This window comes from Flavobacterium gelatinilyticum, assembly GCF_027111295.1.
GTDB classification, from domain to species: domain Bacteria; phylum Bacteroidota; class Bacteroidia; order Flavobacteriales; family Flavobacteriaceae; genus Flavobacterium; species Flavobacterium gelatinilyticum.
In genome coordinates, this window is the sequence record NZ_CP114287.1 from 693,812 (window position 1) to 718,568 (window position 24,757).

20 protein-coding genes are annotated in these 24,757 nt (G+C 34.6%); 15 read left to right on the top strand and 5 right to left on the bottom strand.

From position 1 onward, the window contains the following. Positions 1-440: 440 nt before the first annotated feature. Positions 441-722 (bottom strand): DUF1214 domain-containing protein, encoded by a 282-nt coding sequence (locus tag OZP11_RS24905; protein ID WP_432419658.1) that lies wholly within the window; start codon positions 720-722, stop codon positions 441-443. Positions 723-886: 164 nt separating this feature from the next. On the opposite strand from OZP11_RS24905, the gene OZP11_RS02910 reads away from it, so the two are divergent. The 6 genes from OZP11_RS02910 (at position 887) to OZP11_RS02935 (ending at position 9,026) form a co-directional block, all read left to right on the top strand. Beyond that, positions 887-1,648 carry a phosphatase PAP2 family protein gene (locus OZP11_RS02910; RefSeq protein ID WP_281233725.1) on the top strand — a complete coding sequence of 254 codons (762 nt, stop codon included), beginning with the start codon at positions 887-889 and terminating at the stop codon, positions 1,646-1,648. 55 nt (positions 1,649-1,703) lie between these two features. Further along, on the top strand, positions 1,704-2,381 hold the full coding sequence (locus OZP11_RS02915) for a response regulator transcription factor (RefSeq protein ID WP_057119489.1): 678 nt from the start codon (positions 1,704-1,706) through the stop codon (positions 2,379-2,381). Beyond that, positions 2,374-3,639: a sensor histidine kinase gene (locus OZP11_RS02920; RefSeq protein WP_281233726.1), complete on the top strand. Its 1,266-nt coding sequence runs from the start codon at positions 2,374-2,376 to the stop codon at positions 3,637-3,639. The genes OZP11_RS02915 and OZP11_RS02920 overlap by 8 nt, the downstream gene beginning before the upstream one ends. A 63-nt stretch (positions 3,640-3,702) precedes the next feature. Further along, positions 3,703-6,114: a TonB-dependent receptor gene (locus tag OZP11_RS02925; RefSeq protein WP_281233727.1), complete on the top strand. Its 2,412-nt coding sequence runs from the start codon at positions 3,703-3,705 to the stop codon at positions 6,112-6,114. A 75-nt stretch (positions 6,115-6,189) separates the two neighbouring features. Further along, on the top strand, positions 6,190-8,142 hold the full coding sequence (locus OZP11_RS02930; protein ID WP_281233728.1) for an LTA synthase family protein: 1,953 nt from the start codon (positions 6,190-6,192) through the stop codon (positions 8,140-8,142). Next, positions 8,142-9,026 carry a diacylglycerol/lipid kinase family protein gene (locus OZP11_RS02935; RefSeq protein ID WP_281233729.1) on the top strand — a complete coding sequence of 295 codons (885 nt, stop codon included), beginning with the start codon at positions 8,142-8,144 and terminating at the stop codon, positions 9,024-9,026. The genes OZP11_RS02930 and OZP11_RS02935 overlap by 1 nt, the downstream gene beginning before the upstream one ends. Positions 9,027-9,095: 69 nt before the next feature. Here the strand turns inward: OZP11_RS02935 and OZP11_RS02940 are convergent, their stop codons facing one another. From OZP11_RS02940 to OZP11_RS02950, 3 genes are all read right to left on the bottom strand, one after another. After that, positions 9,096-9,854: a phosphatase PAP2 family protein gene (locus tag OZP11_RS02940; RefSeq protein WP_281233730.1), complete on the bottom strand. Its 759-nt coding sequence runs from the start codon at positions 9,852-9,854 to the stop codon at positions 9,096-9,098. Positions 9,855-10,994: 1,140 nt separating this feature from the next. Then, positions 10,995-12,089, bottom strand: coding sequence for a hypothetical protein (locus tag OZP11_RS02945; RefSeq protein WP_281233731.1), 1,095 nt, complete (start codon positions 12,087-12,089; stop codon positions 10,995-10,997). A gap of 143 nt (positions 12,090-12,232) precedes the next feature. Further along, positions 12,233-13,378, bottom strand: coding sequence for a hypothetical protein (locus tag OZP11_RS02950; protein ID WP_281233732.1), 1,146 nt, complete (start codon positions 13,376-13,378; stop codon positions 12,233-12,235). Positions 13,379-14,346: 968 nt separating this feature from the next. On the opposite strand from OZP11_RS02950, the gene OZP11_RS02955 reads away from it, so the two are divergent. The 9 genes from OZP11_RS02955 to OZP11_RS02995 all read left to right on the top strand — a co-directional run bounded on the left by OZP11_RS02955 (position 14,347) and on the right by OZP11_RS02995 (position 21,026). Then, positions 14,347-14,679: an ArsR/SmtB family transcription factor gene (locus tag OZP11_RS02955; protein ID WP_281233733.1), complete on the top strand. Its 333-nt coding sequence runs from the start codon at positions 14,347-14,349 to the stop codon at positions 14,677-14,679. Positions 14,680-14,689: 10 nt separating this feature from the next. Further along, positions 14,690-15,175 carry a GNAT family N-acetyltransferase gene (locus tag OZP11_RS02960; RefSeq protein ID WP_281233734.1) on the top strand — a complete coding sequence of 162 codons (486 nt, stop codon included), beginning with the start codon at positions 14,690-14,692 and terminating at the stop codon, positions 15,173-15,175. A gap of 33 nt (positions 15,176-15,208) precedes the next feature. Further along, complete coding sequence (locus OZP11_RS02965) at positions 15,209-15,682, top strand: DUF6428 family protein (protein WP_281233735.1); 474 nt, start codon at positions 15,209-15,211, stop codon at positions 15,680-15,682. A gap of 44 nt (positions 15,683-15,726) precedes the next feature. Beyond that, positions 15,727-16,341 carry an arsenate-mycothiol transferase ArsC gene (locus OZP11_RS02970; protein WP_281233736.1) on the top strand — a complete coding sequence of 205 codons (615 nt, stop codon included), beginning with the start codon at positions 15,727-15,729 and terminating at the stop codon, positions 16,339-16,341. A 1-nt stretch (position 16,342) separates the two neighbouring features. Next, positions 16,343-17,422 (top strand): ACR3 family arsenite efflux transporter, encoded by a 1,080-nt coding sequence (arsB, locus tag OZP11_RS02975; RefSeq protein WP_281233737.1) that lies wholly within the window; start codon positions 16,343-16,345, stop codon positions 17,420-17,422. Between the two features lie 20 nt (positions 17,423-17,442). Continuing rightward, positions 17,443-18,018 carry a Crp/Fnr family transcriptional regulator gene (locus tag OZP11_RS02980; RefSeq protein WP_281233738.1) on the top strand — a complete coding sequence of 192 codons (576 nt, stop codon included), beginning with the start codon at positions 17,443-17,445 and terminating at the stop codon, positions 18,016-18,018. A 68-nt stretch (positions 18,019-18,086) separates the two neighbouring features. Beyond that, positions 18,087-18,650 (top strand): hypothetical protein, encoded by a 564-nt coding sequence (locus tag OZP11_RS02985; protein WP_281233739.1) that lies wholly within the window; start codon positions 18,087-18,089, stop codon positions 18,648-18,650. 33 nt (positions 18,651-18,683) lie between these two features. Continuing rightward, positions 18,684-19,247 (top strand): RNA polymerase sigma factor SigZ, encoded by a 564-nt coding sequence (gene sigZ, locus OZP11_RS02990; protein WP_281233740.1) that lies wholly within the window; start codon positions 18,684-18,686, stop codon positions 19,245-19,247. Between the two features lie 474 nt (positions 19,248-19,721). Then, a complete protein-coding gene (locus tag OZP11_RS02995) occupies positions 19,722-21,026 on the top strand; it encodes a hypothetical protein (RefSeq protein ID WP_281233741.1) in 1,305 nt (434 codons plus the stop codon). 676 nt (positions 21,027-21,702) lie between these two features. Here OZP11_RS02995 and OZP11_RS03000 read toward each other — a convergent pair. After that, entirely contained in the window at positions 21,703-24,753 is a 3,051-nt protein-coding gene (locus OZP11_RS03000; RefSeq protein ID WP_281233742.1) for an efflux RND transporter permease subunit, read from the bottom strand. Positions 24,754-24,757: the final 4 nt, after the last annotated feature.

Consider the following 24,757-nt stretch of genomic DNA (forward strand, 5'->3'; position numbering starts at 1 on the left):
AAACAGAAATTCATACAGCCAAAGAAAGACAATCATGCCACAACTTAAAACAATCTTTACAAATCCTCCATAATATTTGTAGAATTGTATGTTAGTTTACTGGTATGAACCAGTTGAGTTTTTATAATTTTTTACATCAATCCCCAACAGGACATCTAAACCAAATTTACATAGCCAATGGAAGACAGACACTACATATAGAAAGCCAATTTCTTCAAATCATCCAAAAATGATGTCGTAATTTGTCCTGTCCCCGTCACAAAGAGCCAAAAGGCGCCAATTGAAGACAATTGGCGCCTTTTTTATTAAAAAAAAATATTAATCAATATATTATCGAATTTTTTGTTTTTACTTCCTTTGTTACCACCCTTTTATTTCGTTTTATTGTTAGAAACAAATAAATTGAGTTTTGATAACTGCAGCTGGACTCCACTCATCTTTTAAAGTTTTTCTTCAGGCCAATAACACCGTACATATAAAGAAAAAGTGCCTTTTCGAGCGGAAAGCCAATTGTCGATTTTATCACTATCTGGTTTGGAGTTTTGCACATACAGCGTTAGTGAGCCGTGAGCATTATATTTTAAATTTTTATTTTTTGTTCCTAAAGAGTAACGCTTAAACTCATTTGATGCAAAAAAGTGGTGATCATCATAAAGGATAAGTAAACAAAATCCTTTGACAGGAAGAGTTTGTCCTTTTGTAAAAGTAATGGTTTTTATTATTTCTTTATAGTAAAACGGATTGCTAACATATTAAATAAAGTATAGTAATTTATATAAAACTTGTTACTCTTTAATCAATTTTCTGATTAAGTTTAAGTAAGTTAAAAATATGATACCTTTAATAACAATCAAGCTATTTTACAACAATAAGAACAAATCATTTTATGAAAAAAATAATCATTATAGTTATTTTACAATTTTTGACTTGTTCCGTCTTTGGGCAAAATACTGTTCCAAAGCATTCTATAATAACTGATACCGTAAAAAACATTCGTTTCAATTACAAACAGCTTATTATTCCCGGAATTTTAATTGGATATGGTTTTTGGGGAAATGAAAGCGGACAGATAAAAAGTTTCAACAATCAAATACGTGATGAATTTACAGAAGATATTGATTGTAAGATTTCGATAGATGATTTTTCGAGATATGCTCCTGCTGTTTCAGTTTATGCACTTAATGCGTTTGGGGTTGAAGGAAAAAATAATATGCGTGACCGTTCTGTAATTTTAATCACTTCAACAATTATAAATGTGGGAACTGTTTTTGCTTTAAAATCACTCAGTAATGTGGAACGTCCTGATGGAACTTCAAACAATTCATTTCCTTCAGGTCATACCGCTATTGCTTTTGCAGGCGCAGAATTTTTATATCAGGAATATAAAGACAAATCAATATGGTACGGCGTTGCGGGTTATGCAGTTGCCGCAGGAACCGGAATATTTCGCATGTACAATAACAGACACTGGCTTACAGATGTTGCCGCAGGTGCAGGAATTGGAATTTTGAGTACCAAAATTGCGTATTGGGTAAATCCCTATATTACAAGAAAATTATGGCATGGCGAACACAAAAAATCGATGTCTTTTATAGCTCCATCTTACGATGGTAAAAATTTGACAATCTGCTATTTCAAAACATTTTAAGCTTACGCGATACTAATATTCAGATTTTCTTCAAAATTCATTTGTAAATTGCGACATGAAAATTCTTATTATTGAAGATGAGCAAGAAATTGCACAAAGCATCAAAGAGTACTTTAAAACAAATGGCGTTCAATGCGAAACAGCCGAAAATTACGATTTGGCACTCAGCAAAATCGACAGCTATGATTACGATTGTATTCTGCTGGATTTAATGCTGCCTGATGGTGACGGATTTGATATATTAAAAGAGCTAAAAGCGAAGAATAAAACAGAAGGCGTTATCATAATTTCGGCAAAAGAAAACCTTGAAACACGTTTGGAAGGATTTAATCTCGGCGCAGATGATTATCTTACCAAACCTTTTCATCTTGCTGAACTTTTGGTGAGAATGCAGGCGCTTATTCGCCGCAAGAATTTTAAAGGAAGCAACAGCATTACATTCAATGAAATTGTCATCGAAATTTTCTCAAAGACAGTCTTTGTAAATGATATAAAACTGGATATTACAAAAAAAGAACTGGATTTACTCCTCTTTTTAATTGGCAACGAAAATAAGGTATTATCTAAATCCTCGATTGCAGAACATCTTTCTGGCGATATGGCAGATATGCTTGACAATCATGATTTTATATATGCTCATATTAAAAATCTAAAAAAGAAACTCACACAAGCCGGAAGTGGCGATTATATCAAAACAGTGTATGGTTTGGGTTATAAATGGGAAAATGAATAACAAAAAACTACTTCGCAAAACAACAAACAGCTTTCTTTTATATGCCGTTATCATATTATTGATAGCTGCACCGGTATTTTATTATATCTGTCAGTGGCTGTATGTTTATGAAACCGATGAAGTACTGCTTTTTCATAAAGGCGCTTTTATAAACGAAAGCCACAACAATTACACTGCTAATGATATCGCCGCCTGGAACAAATACAATCCTAATATATCTATTGTTAAAGATATGGGTGTAACGAAAGATTCCATTGTGGGTAAAATGATATTTGAAGCTTTAGCCAATGAAAAAGAACCGTTTAGAATATTGTATGCTCCGGTTGATATCAACGGAAAAAGATACACCTATATAGAAAAGCGAAATCTGGTTGAAATGGAAGGAATGGTTTTTAGTGTGGCCGTTATGTTCCTGTTCATCATCATCATTTTACTTACCGGAATAATCTGGATTTCAAAAAGATCAGCAAAAATAATCTGGAAACCTTTTTACAATACATTAAGCCAGATAGAAGATTTTGAAATTGATAAAAGTAATCCGCCACATTTTATTCCAACCGATATTGACGAATTTGCGCGTTTAAATAAAAGTCTCGAAAGTTTAATCGAAAAAAATACAGCCATTTACAAAAGCCAGCGCGAATTTGTAGAAAATGCAGCACATGAACTTCAGACTCCATTGGCTTTATTCCAAACCAAAATAGACATTCTCCAGCAATTAGAATTAAATGAAGAACAATCGACTTTAGTTGGTTCTCTAAACAAAGATGTATCAAGACTCAACAGACTGAATAAAAATCTTTTATTGCTTTCTAAAATTGATAATGAAAGTTATCTCGAAAAAAACACCATTAGTTTAAATGAGTATTTTGAGAAACATCTTGACTTTTTTACAGAGCAGGCCAAAGCTAAAAACCTGACTATTCAAACTGAATTTAAAGATGCTTTAAGTGTTCAGGGAAATGCAGCATTGGCAGAAGTGTTATTAAATAATTTATTTCTAAATGCTATTCGTCATAATAAAAAGGATGGCAGGATAGAAATTCAAATAGAAAACAATGCACTTCGATTCACAAACACAGGACAGGAAACAGCCTTGGCAGCAGAAAATATTTTCAACCGTTTTTCAAAAGTAAATCCTTCTTCGCAGGGAAATGGACTCGGATTGGCGATCATTAAAAAGATATGCGAAATCAATCACTGGGAAATTCAATATTATTTTAATGAGAATCTGCATATTTTCGAGGTGAAATTTTAAAAATTCAAACTTCCTACAGAATCGGTTATGAGCTTTGTACTATTCTTTTTTTAAATAGTACAAATGAAATCAAAAACAATACTACTGTTATCTTTTCTGTTGATAATAGTACTGCAGTTATCCGCCCAAAAAAAATCGGTAACCATTTCCGGAATTGTAAAAGACAGTAATTCTAAAACTGTAATACCTTATGCTAATGTGGTTTTAAAATCTTCAAAAGATTCTAAAATTTTCTTTGGCACCGTAAGCGGTGAAGACGGACGTTTTACAATTGCAGCCGTAAATTCAGGAAATTACATTTTAGAAGTAAGCGTTGTTGGTTTTAAAACCAAATCCCAAACCTTGTTTGTGGGCAGTCTTTCTGATTATTTAGATCTTGGAAACATTGAAATTCAGGAAGATATCAATACGTTATCCGAAGTTGTTGTCAGCTCAAAAACACAGCAAAACCCCGTAACATTAGATAAAAAAGTTTTTGCTGTTGCCGATAATATTACGCAAAGCGGAGGTTCTGTTTTGCAATCCATGCAAAATTTACCCGGAGTTACCGTTCAAAACGGAAAAGTACAATTAAGAGGAAATGATAAAGTAACCATTTTAATCGACGGTAAACAAACCGCTTTGACCGGATTTGGAAATCAGTCCGGACTCGATAATATTCCGGCTTCTGCTATCGAAAAAATTGAAATTATAAACAATCCATCTTCTAAATATGATGCCAACGGAAATGCCGGAATCATCAATATTATTTACAAAAAAAACAAACAAGACGGCTTAAACGGAAAAATAGGAATTAGTTCGGGATACGGAGCTTTATGGGAGCGTCAGGCGAATCTGCCAACGATAAGACCTCAATATAAAGTGACGCCTAAAATTAATCCGAGCCTTTCGCTAAACTACAGAAAAGATAAAATAAATGCTTATTTACAAGCCGATTATCTCTATGCAGAAACGCTTAACAAAAATGAATTTGTTACCAGAACTTATGATGACGGCAACGTAATTAATCAGCAGACAAAGCGAAATCGGGATACACATTTTACTACGCTTAAAACCGGAATTGACTGGAATTATAATGACCGAAATACTTTTTCTTTTTCCGGGCTTTACGGCCGTGAAAAAATTATCGATCACGGAGACGAACCCTTTTTTAATCAGGATAATACGGAGCGTTTGCGTTTGTGGCAGTTTTTAGAAGACGAGCTTAAAACAACCGTTATGGTAAGCGGTTCTTATCAGCATAAATTCAAACAGGCTGGCCGTAAATTAAATGCAGGAATTAATTATACGTATCATCAGGAAGATGAAAAATATTTCTTTGATAATATTCTGCCGGCATCTACGGGCCGCGATGCTTTTAAACTGCTTTCGGATGAAAAAGTAATCGACCTTAATTTAGATTATGTACAACCATTAAAATACGGACGTTTTGAAACCGGAATTAAATTTAGAAACAGAGAGATTCCGACCAATATGCAGTTTTTTCCGGGAGAAAATTCTCCAATAGATGCAAATGCCGGAGGCTGGGCCACTTATAAAGAAATCATTCCGGCTGTTTACGGAAGTTATATTTATGAAAGTGAAAGAATTGAAGCAGAATTAGGGCTTCGTTATGAATATGTTGATCTTAAGTACGATGTAAATCCAAATCATCCTACTTATAAAAGCAACGGATATAATTATACAGAACCTTTCCCAAGTGTTAAACTGGCTTATAAAATTGATGATAAAAACAAATTCACCGCTTTTTATAACCGCCGTGTCGACAGGCCAAATGAAGTCGATATTCGTATTTTTCCAAAATACGATGATGCCGAAATTATTAAAGTAGGAAACCCTGCCCTGCGCCCGCAATATACAAGTGCGTTTGAAGCAGGTTATAAAACCGATTTTAACAAAGGCTATTTTTTAGCCTCTTTGTATTACCGTGTTATCAATGGAACTATTACCAGAATTGCGACTACAGTTCCCGGCAGTTCAATCATTTATAATGTATTTCAAAATGCTCTGGAAAGTTCTTCTTTTGGTGCCGAAATTGTGTACGCAAAAGAAATCAATTCGTGGTATTCTTTCAACATCAATGGATATATATATAAAAATACAATAGACGCCTTTACGGTCACCAATTTATATCCTGTTCCATCAACTTATACGGGCAGTCTTCAGGAAATAACTTCGGGAAATGTAAAATGGAACAATACCTTTTTGTTCAATAAAACACTTTCCGGGCAGGTTTCTATGGTATATCTCGCACCTGATATAATTCCGCAGGGAAAAATAGATTCGCGCTTTTCTACAGATTTGGGTGTAAAAAAGATGGTTCAAAAAGGAAAAGGCGAAATCTTTCTAAATGCCACAGATATTTTCAATACGCTGGTAATCAAAAAAGAAATTCAAGGCGAAGGATTTCACTATACAAGCAAGGATTATTATGAAACACAAGTCGTTCGTTTTGGGTACAGTTACAAGTTTTAACGGTATTCAAAATGAAATTCAAAATTAATTCAGAATTGCATTATAAAATTTGCAAACGAATGTTAAATAATAATTATGAACAAATTATCTTCAAAGTTCGGCAGATATTCACTGTTGATGCATTTTATTTTTTGGTTTTTAATACTATCTCAATTTTTAAGAATTTCCTTTTTCCTTTGGCAGTATAGCGAAGTTTCGTGGAATATTATCGATCTTTTAAGAACCCTGCTAACAGGTCTTTTCTTTGATTTTGGTACCGTTGCATTCATTTCCATTTGCAGTGTATTATATTATACTGTAATGCCAAATAAATGGGTAGGTTCTTTTTTAGATAAAATCTTAATTTACTTTTTTACATCCTTAACCGTTTTTATTCTTGTTTTTACCTTTTTTGCCGAATTGACATTTTGGGATGAATTTAAAACCAAATTTAATTTCATAGCCGTTGATTATCTTATATATACGCATGAAGTTGTAGCTAACATTCAACAGTCCTATCCCCTGCCCATTTTAATTGGCGGTGTATTACTGCTTACTTTTGTATTTCTGTTTATTTTTTATAAAAGAGGCGCTTTTACAACTACGTTTACGTCTAAAGCGAGTTTGAAAACGAGGCTTTCAGTTTTATTTTGTACGATTGGCATTGCTTTATTTTTTGGTTTCTTTATCACCAATAATCAGGCAGAATGGTCTCAAAACAGATACAATTCAGAAATATCAAAATCTGGTATTTATTCCTTTTTTGCCGCTTTTAGAAACAACCAAATGAAATATGTTGATTTCTATACTTCTATTCATAATGATAAAGCTTTTGGTATTATTAGAAAGAAATTAGCCGATCCTAATTCCATTTATACCCGAAAAGATTATTCTATTCACAGAAAAATTACAGACAGCAATCCATCTCTTGAAAACAAGAATGTTGTCTTTGTTTTGGTAGAAAGTTTGAGCGGAAGCTTTTTAAAGGAATTTGGAAATAAAGAAAACATCACTCCTTTTCTGGACAGTCTTGCCCAAAAAAGCATCTTCTTTAAAAATTTATATGCCACAGGAACCAGAACCGTGAGAGGAATGGAAGCCGTGACTTTGTGTATTCCGCCTACGCCGGGTCAAAGTATTGTAAAAAGACCTGATAATCAAAATTTGTATACCGTTTGCAGCGTTTTCAAATCCAGAAAATACGATTGTAATTTTTTCTACGGCGGCGACGGATATTTTGATAATATGAATGCCTATTTTGGAGGAAACGGATTTAATATTTACGATCGCGGACGCGGAAGTGTATTGAGCGATGAGATCAAAACTACTCGTAATAATATTAACGACAATGAAGTAACGTTTGAAAATGCGTGGGGAATTTGCGATGAAGATATTTTCAATAAAATGCTAAAAGTCGCCGATTCTCAATACAAAACCGGAAAACCGTTTTTCAATTTTGTAATGACAACATCCAATCACAGGCCATTTACTTATCCTTCGGGAAAAATTGATATCCCTTCTGGAACAAGTCGTGAAGGTGCCGTAAAATATACTGATTTTGCATTAAAAGAATTATTCAGAAAAGCCCAGACAAAACCCTGGTTTAAAAATACCGTTTTTGTAATAATTGCAGATCATTGTGCCAGCAGTGCCGGAAAAGATGAAATTGATGTGGCCAACTATCATATTCCGGCCTTCATTGTTAATTTACCTGAAAATCAGAAAATAAAGAAACAATGTTCTCAAATTGATTTATGGCCTACACTTTTTTCTCTTTTTCATTGGAATTACGAGTCTGATTTTTTTGGGAAAAATGTTTTGGATTCTCAATTTGAACAGCGTGCTTTAATGGGAACCTATCGAAAATTAGTCTTGATGAAAAAAGAGAAAGTAATGATTTTATCTGATCAGAAAAAACAGGCGTTTTATTCCTGGAATAAAGAAGATAATAGTTTGAAATCACTTCCTATAGATCAGTCTTTTTTAGAAGAAACAATTTCGTGGTACCAAACCGCCGATTTCCTTTTTACCAATAAACTTTTACAATAATGATTTATATTCATTTTATAATTAACCCAATTTCCGGAAGCGGTAAACATAATTTGTCTGCTTCTTATATCTTAAGCCAGTTTCCTAAAGATCAATATAAAATTGAGGTTGATTATACAAACCAAAAAAAGCACGCAATAGAACTCACAAAAGCTGCTATTGCACAAAACCCAGATTATATAATTGCATGCGGCGGAGACGGAACTATAAATGAAGTAGCTTCTTCGCTTATAGGAACTTCCGTAAAATTAGGAATTATTCCTGTAGGTTCAGGAAACGGACTGGCCTCTAATTTGAATATTCCAAGAGATTTTGACAAAGCAATTGCTATCATTAAAAAAGGGCATGCGACAGCAATGGATGTGGGACAAGTAAATGACAAATACTTTTTTAGCAATATGGGAATTGGCATTGATGCGCTTATTATTAAAAAATACGAACGAGCAGGAAAAAGAACACTTCCGGCTTATATCAAAGCAGCAATGTCTTCGAGTTTAGAATTTAAGACTCAAAAAACGATTGTACATTTTGACAATCAAACCCTTGAAATAAATCCGCTGATGTTGTTTATATCTAATTCTAACGAAATGGGTTATAATATGAGTCTTACTCCAAAAGCAAGTCTTCAGGACGGATTACTGGATATGATTGTAATTCCGAAATTATCTTTTTTGGAAAAAATAATGCTGGGGTTTAACGTGCTTCGAAATTCAATCGAAAAATTCAAAAAAGCACAGCACTTTTTAGTAAAAGAAATTCAAATTGAAATGCCGTCAAAAATCTTTATCGATTCTCAAATTGACGGAGAACAGCATAATTTGAAAACAAATAAATTAAACATAAAAATACTGCCCGGAGCACTCAACGTTTTAGTAGATTTATAAAATAAAATTTCCATAGAAAGAACCTTTTTAATTCTCTCTATGGAATATTTTTTTGTTTTAAACTCAGATTTAAAATTGTCTCACAAAGCTGCAGCCCAATTCTTTTCCGTTATAAAAAGGCATAATCATCGATGTAGTTTTGTTTTCTTTTGAAGATTTAAAAACTTTATTCTGCAAATACGGATACATCCAATATGCCGCTTTTGTACTTAAAATTCCAATTCCCGCGCCTGCCACAACATCTGTAAGCCAGTGTCTGTCATTATACATTCTAAAAAGTCCCGTTCCTGTCGCGACCGCATATCCTGCAATTCCATACCAAATCGATTGGTCTTTGTATTCCTGATACATAAATTCTGCGCCTGCAAAAGCTGTTGCAGTATGACCCGAAGGAAAAGAATTGTTAGAAGATCCGTCCGGTCTTTCTACTTTAGTAATATTTTTTAGGGCAAATACCGAAGCACTCATCATCAAGTAGGAACTTGCCAAAATAATAGAACGATCTTTCAGATTATTTTTTCCTTTTATACCCAAAGCGTTTAATCCGTATACAGAAGCCGCAGGCGCCCATTGCGAGAAATCATCAATAGAGATTTTGTGATCAATATCTTCATTAACTTCATCTTTAATTTCTTGATTATAACTTTTAAGCTGGTCGCTTTCTAAACCAATAAAACCATAACCAAGAAGAACGCCGGGAATGATCAATTGTTTGTAATTAAACTTTAGATTGTGCACACTATCTTGTACTACAATTGTATCACTTACTGTGTTTTGCGCACAAACAGAAGCCATACCAAAAATAAATAACAGGAACGTTTTTCGCATTTTAAATAGAAATTAGAAATTAATAATGACGCTTGGTGAATAAAAATTAACGTACTTCTTCCTCATAGAAAACATTAAATTACATACTTTATATTTACTCAGTTAATGTTAAAGTAAGGCAAAGTTGAGTACCAATTTTGAAGAAATTCTGTATTTACGATTTAGTTAGTTCTTTAAAAAATATTTAATCCAATAAAAATCTGACTTTACTGCTTCATTAATGCACATGTCATCGTGATATCAAAAGTGTTTCAAATCAGTTTGGTTGTTAAAGCTTGCTTCGGAAGATCACTTTTTGAAATGAAAGCATAAGGTTTTATATTTGTATTTTATAAAATTATTTTGTTTTACGTTTGTAGGAGAATCATCGCACATCTATTTTTGCAAAAAAACAGCACTTTAGAAAAATCCATTATTGCTGAATCCAGGTTTTAGCCTGCATCTGATATAAAAAGGTAGAGACTTTTGCACAAATCCCCAACAGGACATCTAAACCAAAGTTACTAAGCCAATGAAAGACAGTGTCTACATGTAGTAGGCCAATAACTTTAAATCTTCCATAAATTTTGTTGAAATTTGTCCCGTCGAGGTCACTCAGCCAAATGGCGCCAATTGAAGACAATTGGCGCCATTTTTTTATTTATGCTACTAAACACGCTGGCTTTTAATCATTTTTGCTTTTCTTTTCTTTCTTTAAAAAAATAGCAAAATTGCTTCAGTGTATATATTTATATAAAAAACAGCACAGATAGTTAATTTATCATTCGATAACTTAACAGGACTCGAACACCCAGAATATAGCGAAATTTTGATTTTATACCATCTTTTTTTTTAGTTACTGTTCTTCAGAAATGTAATTTATAAACGGTTTGATATTTTATGATTATTTAAATTTCCCGCTTTCATTTTTCAAAAATAATTGCTGCTCAAATAAAGCAAAAAATGGTTTATGACAGCAAACGGAGTAATAAAAAAGTTCTTAAACGAAAAAGAATAAATTCTTCATCACGAAAGCGCTATCAACATTTTAGAAAATAGTGTATCATTTCATAATTTCTCAAATCTTCCCCGAACATATCTGTGATTGTTAATTGTTACTCAACTGAAGTCAAAAATTGATTTATTTCTTGATACATCAGCTTATTTTTTCTCGGCATATTTTATAAAATATACAAATAAAAAGTTCTGGTCCAATACGTTTGTGACTTTATCAAAACCTAAGTTTTCAATTTCCTTATTGAGTTCCGTTAAATTAACTGTCTTATTTTGATCTGAATCCAGATTTAAAATAACTTCTGAATCCTTTTTAGTTCTGGTGCACTTGATAATTAACTGACCAATAACCACATCTTTATTTAGATATAAAGATGCACTTCCCATTTCTGCTGCTTTCAGCTCAAAGTCCTTCAGCGGAAAGTTCATTTTGTTTAGCGCACACATCATTCCAACATAACTTTGGGTATTCAAGTCTGCCACATTTAATTTTTGCAGCCATCGATCCATCTCACGTTTGGTGCTCTCATTCTGTCTGGACTTATATGACAAATCAATCAGGTTTAGACCTGCAATTTTAATATCTACATTTGTATTTGAAATTTCAGTATCATTCATGCAGAGTGATCTTCTCTGATTTCGCGCCAGCTCAACGCCTATCTCTTCGTTAAATTTTAAGGTCAGCAGGCTGTAGCTGCCATCCTGCATACTGATTCTTAAAGGCGATACTGCAGGCACTCCATTGCTTAAAACCGTTTTTTTTGTCTTTGGATCCCAGCGCCTAATCATACTGGTAGATAATTCAATTTCAGAATGCGACAGCGGTATGGTAATATCAAAAGGAATTGCTTTTCTGTTGGGATTTTGCTGCACATTAGCCTTAATCTCAAAATAATTAAAATCTGATCTGCAGGGGGTTAAATTCAATATATAGTCGCTTCGTTTATATACAAGCTTAATGGGACTGCTGCTGTAAATTGTCACACTGCCAGCCGATGCATCTTTTACAAACAACTGTTCGTAATCTTTGATGCCGTTTTTAAAATCAAAACCGCTTTTCTTAAAGTCATCATAACTGAGTAGTGTTTTTAATTTTTTCGGAGGCTCCTCTGAAGTATTTTTAGCTATATTAAGGCATTCGCATCTGTTTGGAAGAATCTCTGCATTTATTTTTTCCTGAGTATATCCTGCAACAGAAAACACTAGGCATGTTACCCATATATATAAGTTCCAATTTTTCATTCTATTAATTTTTTAAGCAGCTGTTTTTTTAATTAATTCCTATTACTTGATTTTATCTAGATCTAATGATAGCTTTATTTTACGGCACTCACTGCTGTATCTTACAGCCCTATAAGGCGGCGCCACTTATTTGATCTGACAAATTATAAAAAATATTCAATCTTTCTTTCGGCAGTCAAGGTAGGCTCTCCCTGATCTGTTCCTTCCAGATACATTTCACATCTAATCCAGTTATTGTGGCTGTCATATTGATATTTAAAATACTTCTGCTGCTTGTCTAAGGTACTCTGAGGATAGTAGGCAGGATTGTCTACAAGTGCTTTGATATTGATAAGATCGCCTTGTTCATTATATGTTTTAAGGATATTTCTTCTGCCCATTGTCTGCGCCGAACCATCTCTGGTATAAATTTTCACACTTTGCACATAATCTCTATCCGGATGGTATGCATATTCCTGCCTGCCCGCTACTGTAGAACATCCGAACATTTCAATCTGCGTGATTCTCCCTTTTGAATCGTACTGATATTTGAGCTCTAAGTCCTTGCAGAACCTGCTCTTGGTCCCCATAGCGTTATAAGAAGAAGCAAACTCTGCATCTTTTGTCCCAGCAGAAATCTTTTGGCTTATGACTTGTCCTTTATCATTGTAAACAAATTGCTTGACATCATCTAGATCCTCTTCCTTTGGAACCTTGCTTCTGGTTTTGGAATCGTATTTTTCACTGTATAATTTTTCTTCGGTAATCCTCCCCTCATTGTCAAATTTATAAACATAAAACTTAGACATATAGGCGGCCTGAAGCCTGCCATCCCTTTTCAGCTGTACCTGCAGCGTCTGATCGGGCTTCAGTAAAAGATTATAATTATAAAGGGGATAATATTGTTTGAGCGGAGTTTTATATTTATTTTTTCTGGCAATATCCTTTTTATCGTATAGATAATGATTACTGTTATTTTCTTGAATATCAGCAAAAGACAAATATTCCTCTTTGATATAGCCATCGCCAACTGACTGGACAATCCTTTGATTTTCATCAAATCCTAAAAAAGCATTATTAATAATAAAATTGTTGGCTTTAGCTGTAGCTATATCATGGTCAGAAAGGCCAGTTCTTGCTGCACTGAATTTAACGTACACAGCCTTTACAGAATCCTTCAAATTCAGATTGAAACCAATAATATTATTCTTAGAAGAATAAATACTGTTGTATTTCATTTCCAATTGTGCCCTTGAGCCAATCGGCAACATTAAAATACATAATAAAACCCCCTTACAAAATGTGCGCATATTAGAGCAATATTTAATTTTCCAGTCTAGTTATTTTTTTGCCGATAAATTAACAAAATTGCTTTTAGTTCTCCAACAAATCTAGGTGAAAATAAGTGTGTAATGACTGCAAGTATCAGTCCATATTGAATTCTATTATTCAAAAGAACATATTACCATGATTAATGAAAATCTACAAACAGAAGAAAACCTTTTTTTTTGCATCAGTACAAAAACAATTAATAATTAAGCTCAAAAATTTTAACTTCTTTAAAATTAGTAAAACATGGTAATCGAATTTTTGCCTGAATAATCTCAAAACTATAATTTAATTTTGCTAATAAACTGCTTTAAATTCTTCATTTAAAAACCTTATAATTTCATTAAAGTAATAGTGAAAGGGATTGCTTTTGTGCCACAAAACCTAAATTGCATAAAATAATTCATAGAGCCAAAGAAAGACAACCCTTCCTTAACTTAAGACATTCTTTTAAAATCCTCCATAAATTTTGTAAATTGATATATCAGTTTAATGCGATGAATCAATTGAGTTTTTATAATTTTTGCATCAATCCCCAACAGGACATCTAAACCAAATTTACAAAGCCAATGGAAGACAGACCACTACATATAGAAAGCCAATTTCTTCAAATCATCCAAAAATGATGTTGTAATTTGTCCTGTCCCCGTCACTCTTAAAAAAACGTTAAATCTTTCGATTTAGCGTTTTTTTTATGCCTTTTACAAACCATTTAACGAGCTTTTACTTCAAAAAATAGATTATTTATAAATCCTGTCAAGTTAACCATTCAGGATTCAAACCACTCAAATACCTAGTAAACACAAAGACCAGAATAGCACCTTAACAATATTTTAAGAGATTTTTCAAATTAAATCACTCTCAAAGCAATTAAACAAATTAAAAATAACAACATAAATCATTGCTTATTCAATTTTATATCGTAATATTGCAATATAAATATAAAACGATGGGAGCAACAAAAACAGATCACTTTACAGAAAGCCAGAATGAGCTGGCTGTTTTAGCCAAGGCGCTGGGCCATCCTGCGCGTATTGCTATTATGGAATATTTATTAAAAGTGGATGCCTGCATCTGCGGAGATATTGTAAACGAACTTCCCCTTTCACAGCCGACAGTTTCACAGCATCTGAAAGAATTGAAAAATGCAGGACTGATTAAAGGAAGCATCGAAGGAAATTCTATCTGTTACTGCATCAATGAGCCTGGGCTGGAAAAGATAAAAGGCTTTTTTGAGCACATATCTGATCATTTAGCAAAAAAGAAAAACGAATGCTGTTAATCTAATAGATATGGAAATCAGAAAACTATTAGTTGAAGACTGGAATCAAGTAAAATCAATCTATCAAAAAGGAATTGATACCGGCAACGCCACGTTCCAGACCAGCGCCCCTTCGTGGGAAGACTGGGATCAGTCTCATCTTGCATCTTGCCGAATTGTGATGGAAGAAAATAACAAAGTAATTGGATGGGCTGCCCTTACCCCTGTTTCTTCCCGCTGCGTTTACGCTGGAGTTGCAGAAGTGAGCGTATACGTGGATCCTGCAAATTCAGGAAAAGGAATTGGTCTTGCCCTTTTAAAGGAACTTGTAAAACAGAGTGAAACAGAAGGAATCTGGACGCTTCAGGCAGGGATCTTTCCTGAGAACACGGCAAGTCTCCGCATTCATGAAAAAGCAGGCTTCAGGATACTTGGAACAAGGGAGAAAATCGGAAAACAAAATGGTATCTGGAGAGATACTGCGCTTCTTGAAAGAAGAAGCAGTCTTATTAATTAATAAAAAATATAGTTTAACTAAATATAAAAAATTATGAAACTTTCAGAAATTAAAGAAGTGCTTAAAACAGTTGAGGCTGTAAATTTTGAACTGCCAGACGGCACATTTGTACCAGAATATTTTCATGTAACCGAAGTAGGTCTGGTTACCAAAAACTTCATCGACTGCGGAGGAACAGTAAGAAAAGAGACTGTCGTAAATTTCCAGCTTTGGGATGCCAACGACTACGAGCACAGGCTTAAACCTCAGAAACTGATTCATATCATTGAGCTTTCAGAAAAAGTATTGGGAATTGAAGATTATGAAATTGAGGTAGAATACCAGAACACAACCATCGGGAAATACGATTTGGACTTTAACGGTAAAAACTTCACTCTACTCAATAAACAGACAGCCTGTCTTGCTCAGGAACAGTGCGGTATTCCATCTGACAAACCTAAAGTAAAATTATCTCAGCTAAATGCGGACAATGCTAATTCATGCACTCCAGGCGGAGGATGCTGCTAATCATTAAAGAGATAATTAATAAACCTTTTACAGCCCACAAAACTATGTTATATCCGCAAATTGAGAATACCGTTAAATCATTTGATTTTAAGCAAATCTCCGAAGATCGCAAAGCAGTCCTGCAGCCATTAATCGACTTCATTCAGACTAAAGTTGACAATAATCTGGAAACCAGGTTAAATTTAATCTGTACTCATAATTCAAGAAGAAGCCATCTCTCGCAGGTATGGGCGCAGACAGCGGCTGCCTTTTATGATGTAAAAAATGTCTCATGCTATTCAGGAGGAACTGAGGCCACTGCTCTTTTCCCGATGGCTGCGGAGACTTTGAAGTATTCAGGATTCAACATCAAAACTCTTTCAGAGGGATCGAACCCTTTTTATTCCATAAAATATTCAGCTGACGAACTTCCTGTCATTGGTTTTTCCAAAACCTATGATGATGATTTCAATCCTGAAAGCGGATTCGCCGCAATAATGACCTGCTCACAGGCTGACGGCGGATGCCCTTTTATAGCAGGAGCAGAGAAAAGAATTCCGATCACTTTTGAAGATCCAAAAATTTCTGACGGAACGCCTCAGCAGAAGGAAACTTATCTGGAGCGCAGCCTGCAGATAGGAACTGAAATGTTTTACGTATTCTCGCAAATAAAAAAATAAAATGTCAGCAAATAACTGTGCGCCAGCCGTCAAACGCAAAAAACTAGGCTTCCTTGACCGCTTCTTGACCCTTTGGATTTTTCTTGCCATGGCAATAGGAGTGGCAATAGGATATTTTATTCCTTCCAGCGGAGATTTCATCAATTCTTTCTCCAGCGGAACAACAAACATTCCATTGGCAATAGGGCTTATCCTGATGATGTATCCGCCTCTGGCAAAAGTAAAATATGAGCAGATGGGACAGGTTTTCAAAAACACAAAAGTCTTGGGTGCCTCTTTATTCCTAAATTGGATTGTAGGCCCTGTCTTGATGTTTTTATTAGCATTGCTGTTTTTGAACGGATATCCTGAATACATGATTGGAGTGATCCTGATCGGTTTGGCTCGCTGTATCGCAATGGTTGTGGTATGGAACGATCTGGCAGACGGAAACCGCGAATATGCTGCAGGGCTTATTGCCCTGAACAGCATTTTTCAGGTGCTGCTTTATAGCGTATATGCATACATCTTTATAACCATCCTCCCTCCCTATTTTGGATATGACGGTTTTGAGGTGAACATCAGCATTGCTCAGATTGCCGAGAGCGTCGGTATCTATTTAGGTATTCCTTTTGCTCTTGGAATTATAAGCCGTTATGCTTTGATAGCTTTAAAAGGTTCTGAATGGTTTGAGAATAAGTACGTGCCATTCATCTCACCTATTACTCTTATTTCATTGCTCTTTACAATCATTGTAATGTTCAGCCTGAAAGGGGAACTTATTGTTCAGATCCCTATGGATGTTGTGCGCATTGCAATACCGCTTGTGATTTACTTTACTTTGATGTTTATCATCAGTTTCTTTATCGGCAAATATTTTGGGGCAGACTATTCAAAAGCCACATCTATTGCATTTACAGCAACAGGGAATAATTTTGAACTTGCCATTGCCGTGGCAATCGGAGTATTTGGAATAAACAGCGGACAAGCCTTCGCAGGTGTTATAGGTCCTCTGGTAGAAGTGCCTGCTCTTATAGCCTTGGTAAATCTTGCTTTCTGGTTTAGAAAAAAGTTCTATTCAAATCGTACTGACAGTTTGTAAGTTTTTAAAAATTCATAAGAATGGAAGGCTTTAAATTATTTTTGCGGAGTATTGCTGCAGTCAGCGACCAGGAATTTGAAAATTACGGTCAATATTTCAAAACACGCACTATAAGCAGAGGGAGTTATTTTGCAGAAATTGGCAAAACATCTCATGAGGCCGCTTTCATAAAGAAAGGACTGCTCAGGACCTATTACATAAATGAAAAATCCGAAGAAGTGACTTCCTGCTTCTGCGCTGAAAATAATCTCACGGCTTCATATAAGAGCTTTATTTCGCAGCAGCCTTCGGAACTTTCCATTCAGGCAGTGGAAGATACCCAGCTTATAACAATCAGTTACAATGACCTGCAGATTCTCTATCAGAAGAGTCCGCTATGGCAGAATATAGGAAGGACAATTGCCGAGCGGCAGTATATGGTTATGGAGCAGTATGCCAGTGTTTTGTGCAATGAAACCGCAAAGGAAAAATACATGCGCATGCTTAAGGAACAGCCTGCAGTTGTAAACAAGGCTTCAGTAAATGATATTGCAAGTTATCTTGGAATAACACGCAGGACACTCAGCAGGATAAGAAATGAGATAGCACAAAAATAGAGGACATTTGTCCTTCGTTTTAATTATGCTTCCCCATAGTTTTGCTTTTATAATCAATCAAAAATAAAATGGAAACAGCAATTATCATTTCATCCTTCTTTCTTGTCCTTTTTGCGGTCTTGGCCTTGTATGATGGCTTTTATCTGCATATTTTCAAATACCAGCTTCACAATCGGGAAGAAAGTAAAACCGAGCACATTACCCATACATTGAGAGCTGTTTTCTTTCCGGCAATCCTTTATTTTTTGTTCTTGAAACAGGATAATCATACTAGTTTTGTAATAGGCTTAACCATAGTTCTTTTGGATATAATGGTGCTCGGGTATGACGCTTTTATAGAGAAAGACAGCAGGCAGTTTATGGGAGGGCTTCCGCGCTGGGAATATATTGTCCATTTATTCGTAAATGGGTTTCATTTTGCGTCAATTGCGGTTTATCTCTCCATCAGGTTTACTTTTCAAAATGGGGAAATAATGATTTCCAATATCAATCAATCTCCGGGATTCTTTAATCTGTTAATTGTAAATCTACTGCCGGGAGCTATCCTAATGGCACTTCTTCATGTTTTCTTATGCATGCCAAAAACAGCCCTTATCTGGAATAATTTCAGAGGTAAAATCAATTGTTGCTAATCCCGCTTTCTGCATAAGCAGAACATAAAAACTATGAGTTTGGAAATAAATACTATTCACAATCAGTTTTATATCATTTTAGGCAAGTATATTAAGGCGCGCATAAATGATACCCACGATGCATCTGATGTTTTGCAGGAAGTTTTTATAAAGATAAACGAGAATTTAGGATCACTGACCGACGAAGGCAAACTAAAAAGCTGGATTTTCACAATCACAAGAAATTCCATTATTGACTATTACCGAAAAAATTCAAATCATAAAAAATCGGAGCTGACCGAATGTATGATGCAAAAAGTAATGCATGAAACAGATTTTGATACTTCGGAAAGTCTGGACTGCTGTTTAATAAAATTCATTGAGCGCCTGCCGGAAGACTATCGGGATATTATCATGGACAGCGAAATACATGGAATCAAACAGAAAGACTTAACAGAAAAATACAGCCTTGCCTATCCTTCCATACGGTCTCGCGTGCAAAGAGGCAGATCCAAATTAAAGGAAATGCTTCTGGATTGCTGCAGTATTGAATTAGACCGCCGTGGAAATGTTATGAATGTTACCTCTAAAAAATCATGCAGCGGAGGAAAATGCTGATATCACCGGATCATTTACGGAAGGTTCATATATAAAAATTCAGGCTGTTAGAAAAAAAATCAGCAAAGTCTGCATCATTTTTAGATTAGTACGTCTTAAGTAGTATTAATCATTAAAAATTAAAATTATGAAAAACAAAATGTACCTTACTCTTGCAGCATTGGTATTGTCAGCTGGAAGTATCTTCGCTTATGCAAACTTGTCAAAAACTGATGCGGAGAAAAATTGCACTGAAAAATGTTCAACCCATTGCTGCAAAGACGATTCGGCAACTTGTGCTCCGAAAGATTGCAAAAAGTAATTTTTTTTTGCAATTATCAATTAATTATAAGACAACTTTTTGAGTTGTCTTATTTTTTATATCAATTATTTAACAAAAAAATTATAAATAAGAATTATCAAACTTAATTATAGTATTGCAAATAGGCATACTATTGTTACTTTTATACACTAATTCTATAGGATATAAGAAGCATGATAATCAAAACACCTGCGAATAAAGGAATCTTATTGCCTTTTATTATTTTATCTGTATTTCAATTATGTGCACAGCAAAAAGACAGCTTATCCCAACAGTTCCTAATGAATATTGAAATCAGGCCAAGAGCCGAATACACTTCAAATTATATCCTTCCTCCTAACGACTCAATTGATCCTTACTTTTACATCACCCAGAGAAACAGAATTTCAATGCAATATGCTAGAGAAAAATGGCTTGTAAAATCGGATTTACAAGAAATTCATTTTTGGGATGAAAACAACAAAGCTTCCAAAGTTGGAAGCATTAATTTTTATCAGTTGTATTTTGAGACTAAGTTTAAATCCCTAAATATACGATTGGGAAGGCAGAGTGTTTTATTGGACAATGGCAGATTATTCTCCGATGCTCCCTGGGCACAGCAAGGGAGAGCTCATGAAGGAATTAGGATAATAAAATCCTCAAAATATTTCTCTAATGACTTTTTCTTTTTATTTACTCGAAAGTATGGAACTGAGTTTGAACCGACCTACTCACCTGTTGCATCGAATAAATATAAATATCTGTTGTTAAATAACCTCACCTACAATGACAATCATGGATTTTTATTTTCCTCATTGAATACTGTTGATTTTTTAGAAAATGCAAATTCTGGGAAATTATACAGCCGTGCAACAGCAGGCGGAAGAATAGAATATAAAACCAAACAATGGTATTATACCTTAAATTCATACTTGCAGTTTGGACGTAATGCAAAAGGCCAGAAATTATTCGCTTACTATTTCCAACCTGAGGTTAAGTTGTCTTTACTAAAATCTACTTGGCGTTTAGGCGCTGAAATAATAAGTGGCAGTAGTCCTCATATATCAGATGGCAGTTCCGGCGATTTTGATGTTTTATATGGCGTGACATGGAAGTTCAATGGAAATATGAATGTCTTCACCCGTTTTCCAACCGACGTTAACGGCAAAGGTTTAGTAAATCCCTATCTATTTACTGTAATTCCTTTAAATAGTAAACTATCGCTTCGTTCTGATTTTCACCTTTTTTATACTCAATATCCTCTTCTAAATAATTTGGACCAGAAAATGACAAAGTTTCTTGGATATGAATCTGATCTTTCTTTGAAATACATACCTGTCAAAGAACTAGAAATTAATTATGCCTTTTCTTTTTATAAATCAACAAACACTATGGAATATCTGCCAAAAATACAAGATGAAAATAAACTTGCTATTTGGAGTTATTTAATGATTTCATATTCTTTTAATGCTGTCAATTTAAAGCATTATAAAAATTAATATATTTCAAAAGAATAAAATCTCTTTGTTTATGATTTTTGATGTTTAGAATTATATCAACAACAAATTTTGATGTGAATTTTCTAAAAATATTATTTTAGTTTTAATCACTCCAATTTATGTTTTTATGCAACGATGTTCCACCAAAAAAATATTTTAGAAAAAATAAAAATACATGACAATATTTAGCTTTTTTAACATTTAACCCTTACGATACATACAAACCTTTTCAAATCAAAAAATTAAAATAATTATCTTACAAATTCACTTGAAAATAGGCTAATTTCTTTAAATCATTCATAAAATGGTTTGTAAATTGTTCAGTAAGGGTCACAAAGCCAAATGGCGCCAATTGTCTTCAATTGGCGCCATTCTTTTATTTAACCCTTATCAATAAATGAGTTTGACTCGTTTTTGCTTTATTTTCTTCATAAAGAAACAAACTTCAGAAAAACATTATTTATATGAGAAACAAGATAAATTTAAATTTTAGCGTTCGATAACTTAACAGGATTCGAACACCAAGAACAGAGCTGAAATTAAGTTTTACATTTTCAAAATTTGATAATTTCCTGTCTTCCCTTATCAATCTTTTTTAAGAAAAAAAGCCAGCAGTCTAAAACACACTGCCGGCTTTAAAAATTATCTTAATTTCAAAAAAATCTTTTCTCTCTTCTTACATCTTTTCAATACTAGGAGGGATCAATTTATACATCACGGGCGTTACAATCCGTGATAATATTGTAGAACTGATTAAACCGCCAATTAACACAATTGCCAATGGTGCGATCAAAGGATTTGAGTTTAATGCAATCGGAATCAAACCGCAAATTGCAGTAATTGAAGTCAGCACTACAGGCAGAAAACGTGTTTCTCCTGCAATTGAAATAGCTTCATCGATCGAATGTCCTTCCTGCCTTAACTGATTGGTGAAATCTACCAGCAGCAAAGAGTTCTTTACCTGAATTCCCGAGAGACCTATAAAACCGATTATAGCAACCAAAGACATCGGACTTCCATTGAGAAGCAATAATAGCACGCCACCTAAAATCCCCAGCGGAATAATAGATAATACAATAATAATTCCTTTAAAAGTTTTAAACTGCAGCAGTAAAACCGCCACAAACAAAAAGGTACTCAAAATAATTACGGCCAAAAAATTACCGCCCAGCGCATCGCCTTCGGATTCTTTTTCACCTGATAATTTATAGTAATATCCTTTTGGCATTTTCAATTGATCCAGTTTTGGAACAATGTGCGTCAATAAATCATTGGCATAATACCCTTTTGCCGATAAAGCGGTTACTTTTGAAAAGCGTGATTTATTAAAATGGTTAATCGCCGTTGGAGAAGTTTCAAACGAAATTTCAGCAATCTGGTTTAGGGCAATCGGAGTTCCCTGAAGGTTATTTACGTACAAGTTTTTCAAAGCGTCAAGGTTCGAAAATTTATCTCGGGGCAATGTCAGCGTAACATTTCTGGCATCTCCCCTATCATCTATATAATCACCGACTGTTAATCCTGCTACCGAAAGACGGATTACCTTATCTACATCGCTGGTCAATACGCCCAATGTTCTGGCTTTTTCTTTATTGATTTTAACTTTAACATCAGTTTTATACGTATTCAGTTCATTGTTGATATACACGGTTCCTTCCTGATTTCTAAGAATAGTCTCTACCTGTGAAGAAAGCTTACGTAACACTTCCTGATCTTCACCAAATAATCTTACGACAATATTAGCTTCTAATGGTGTTCCCTGTTCAAAATCTTTTACCTCCACTTTTGCGTAAGGCATCGTTTTAAATTTATTTCGAAGTTCTTCAATCAAAGCTGTTTTCTCTGATGGTTTAGCTTCATCTTCGAGCTGGACAAAAATCTGCGCAAAATCGGGTTTTCTGTCCTGGGGATGCACATTGTAATAAATCTGCGGATTTCCTTTACCAACGTTCGAAGTGTAATACACAATTTCCTTATGATTTTTAAGCTCTGCTTCTACAATTTTGGTCACACGGTCACTTTCTGAAATATTGGCCTGAAGGGGCATTTTTATATTGATAAGAAACATCGGTTTTTCTGAAGTTGGAAATAATTTAAAACCCGTTACTTTAAACAATCCAAAAGCAGTGATGCTTAAAACTATAGAAATAGCAATAGTTGTTCTAGGATATTTTAATGCTTTGGGCATAATATCACGATACGCTCTGGTCAGGAATTTTTGCAGATACTGAAGAAAAATATTTCCTCCCGCATGATCGTGCGTTTTTAAAAATCGGCTTCCTAAAAACGGCACCAATGTTAAAGCTACAATCATCGATGCCAGTACACTGGTAATAACTGCCATTGGAAGACTTCTGATAAATTCTCCCGAAACATCCGGCAGGAAAGCCAGCGGTAAAAATGCAATTATAAGTGTTGCAGTACAGCCTACAACGGCAATTCCGATTTGTTTGGTACCTTTAAGGACTGCATCCATTTTAGAATGTCCTTCCCGCAGCCATCGCTCTATGTTTTCGACTACCACAATACTGTCATCCACCAACAATCCTAAAGCTACCACAAGACCAACAATACTTAACTGATTTAAAGAAAAGCCAAAAGCATTCATTGCAATTAATCCCAATGCGAGGGATAACGGAATGGAAATCATCACAATTCCCGAAGCTCTTAAACCTAATGGAAGTAATGTCACAATTACCAAAACAATTGCCAGCGTAAAATCAAAACCTAAATGTCCCAAACGCTGCGATACCATATTCGCCTGATCGAAGTTTTTTACTAATTTGATGTTTGAGGGTAATTCTTTAGAAAATTCATCTACAATTGGCAGGAATTCTTTCTGCACATCTGTAATGTTTACATTGTCTTTCATTCCGGCTGTCACTAGCACACAACGGTGTCCGTTGATGCGGGTAATATGATCGACGACCTGTGACTTGTAGCCTACTTCGGCTACATCTTTCATATAGATTATTTTACCGTTAGCATTGTAAATTACTGTATTGGATACATCGTCCGCATTTTTAAATTTACCGCTAGTTTTTACATTAAATACTTTACTGCCTAAATCAATGCTTCCTCCTGGAATATCGGCCGCTTCGCTCTGCAGGCTTGCCATGACTACATTTAACGGAATTTTTAATTGGGCCAACTTTTCAAGCTGTAAATCAATACGAATTTCCTGCTCGGGAAATCCAGCATATTTTACATCTTTCAGATTGGTAATTTTCTCAATTTTAGATTTAAGTTTATCCGCTTCATCGCGAAGTTTTTTGTCTGATGCATTTTCTGAAACCAACGCTATCTGAAGGATTTTCACATCAGAAGAAGCAATTTTTTCGGTTTTTATCTGATAAATATCTTTTGGAAGTTCGCTGTTTTTAAGAGCATTCATTTCCGTAGAAATCTCCTGATATTTATTATCAACATCTACTCCGTATTTAAATTTTACCTGAAAAGCTGCAACACCGTCTTCTACTGTGGTTAATATTTTTTCGATGTTTTCGAGTCCGTAAATTTTATTCTCGATTGGTTTTACAACCTGCTCCTCCATATCCTTTGGACTTGTCCCGGGATAGATTACCGTAATTAAATATTGCGGCGGATGTGTTGAAGGATCTTCCGCCCTAGGCATGGTAAACAACGTAAGATACCCTACCACAGCAACCAGCAGAAATATAATCAGTGTAAACTGATAATTTTTAACAGCAAAGTTTGTTATTTTCATAATA

Bases quoted from the DNA above. Each gene is read 5' to 3' on its own strand.
- OZP11_RS02910 (WP_281233725.1), top strand. From the start codon at position 887: ATGAAAAAAATAATCATTATAGTTATTTTACAATTTTTGACTTGTTCC.
- OZP11_RS02915 (WP_057119489.1), top strand. From the start codon at position 1,704: ATGAAAATTCTTATTATTGAAGATGAGCAAGAAATTGCACAAAGCATC.
- OZP11_RS02920 (WP_281233726.1), top strand. From the start codon at position 2,374: ATGAATAACAAAAAACTACTTCGCAAAACAACAAACAGCTTTCTTTTA.
- OZP11_RS02925 (WP_281233727.1), top strand. From the start codon at position 3,703: ATGAAATCAAAAACAATACTACTGTTATCTTTTCTGTTGATAATAGTA.
- OZP11_RS02930 (WP_281233728.1), top strand. From the start codon at position 6,190: ATGAACAAATTATCTTCAAAGTTCGGCAGATATTCACTGTTGATGCAT.
- OZP11_RS02935 (WP_281233729.1), top strand. From the start codon at position 8,142: ATGATTTATATTCATTTTATAATTAACCCAATTTCCGGAAGCGGTAAA.
- OZP11_RS02940 (WP_281233730.1), bottom strand. From the start codon at position 9,854: ATGCGAAAAACGTTCCTGTTATTTATTTTTGGTATGGCTTCTGTTTGT.
- OZP11_RS02945 (WP_281233731.1), bottom strand. From the start codon at position 12,089: ATGAAAAATTGGAACTTATATATATGGGTAACATGCCTAGTGTTTTCT.
- OZP11_RS02950 (WP_281233732.1), bottom strand. From the start codon at position 13,378: ATGCGCACATTTTGTAAGGGGGTTTTATTATGTATTTTAATGTTGCCG.
- OZP11_RS02955 (WP_281233733.1), top strand. From the start codon at position 14,347: ATGGGAGCAACAAAAACAGATCACTTTACAGAAAGCCAGAATGAGCTG.
- OZP11_RS02960 (WP_281233734.1), top strand. From the start codon at position 14,690: ATGGAAATCAGAAAACTATTAGTTGAAGACTGGAATCAAGTAAAATCA.
- OZP11_RS02965 (WP_281233735.1), top strand. From the start codon at position 15,209: ATGAAACTTTCAGAAATTAAAGAAGTGCTTAAAACAGTTGAGGCTGTA.
- OZP11_RS02970 (WP_281233736.1), top strand. From the start codon at position 15,727: ATGTTATATCCGCAAATTGAGAATACCGTTAAATCATTTGATTTTAAG.
- arsB (WP_281233737.1), top strand. From the start codon at position 16,343: ATGTCAGCAAATAACTGTGCGCCAGCCGTCAAACGCAAAAAACTAGGC.
- OZP11_RS02980 (WP_281233738.1), top strand. From the start codon at position 17,443: ATGGAAGGCTTTAAATTATTTTTGCGGAGTATTGCTGCAGTCAGCGAC.
- OZP11_RS02985 (WP_281233739.1), top strand. From the start codon at position 18,087: ATGGAAACAGCAATTATCATTTCATCCTTCTTTCTTGTCCTTTTTGCG.
- sigZ (WP_281233740.1), top strand. From the start codon at position 18,684: ATGAGTTTGGAAATAAATACTATTCACAATCAGTTTTATATCATTTTA.
- OZP11_RS02995 (WP_281233741.1), top strand. From the start codon at position 19,722: ATGATAATCAAAACACCTGCGAATAAAGGAATCTTATTGCCTTTTATT.
- OZP11_RS03000 (WP_281233742.1), bottom strand. From the start codon at position 24,753: ATGAAAATAACAAACTTTGCTGTTAAAAATTATCAGTTTACACTGATT.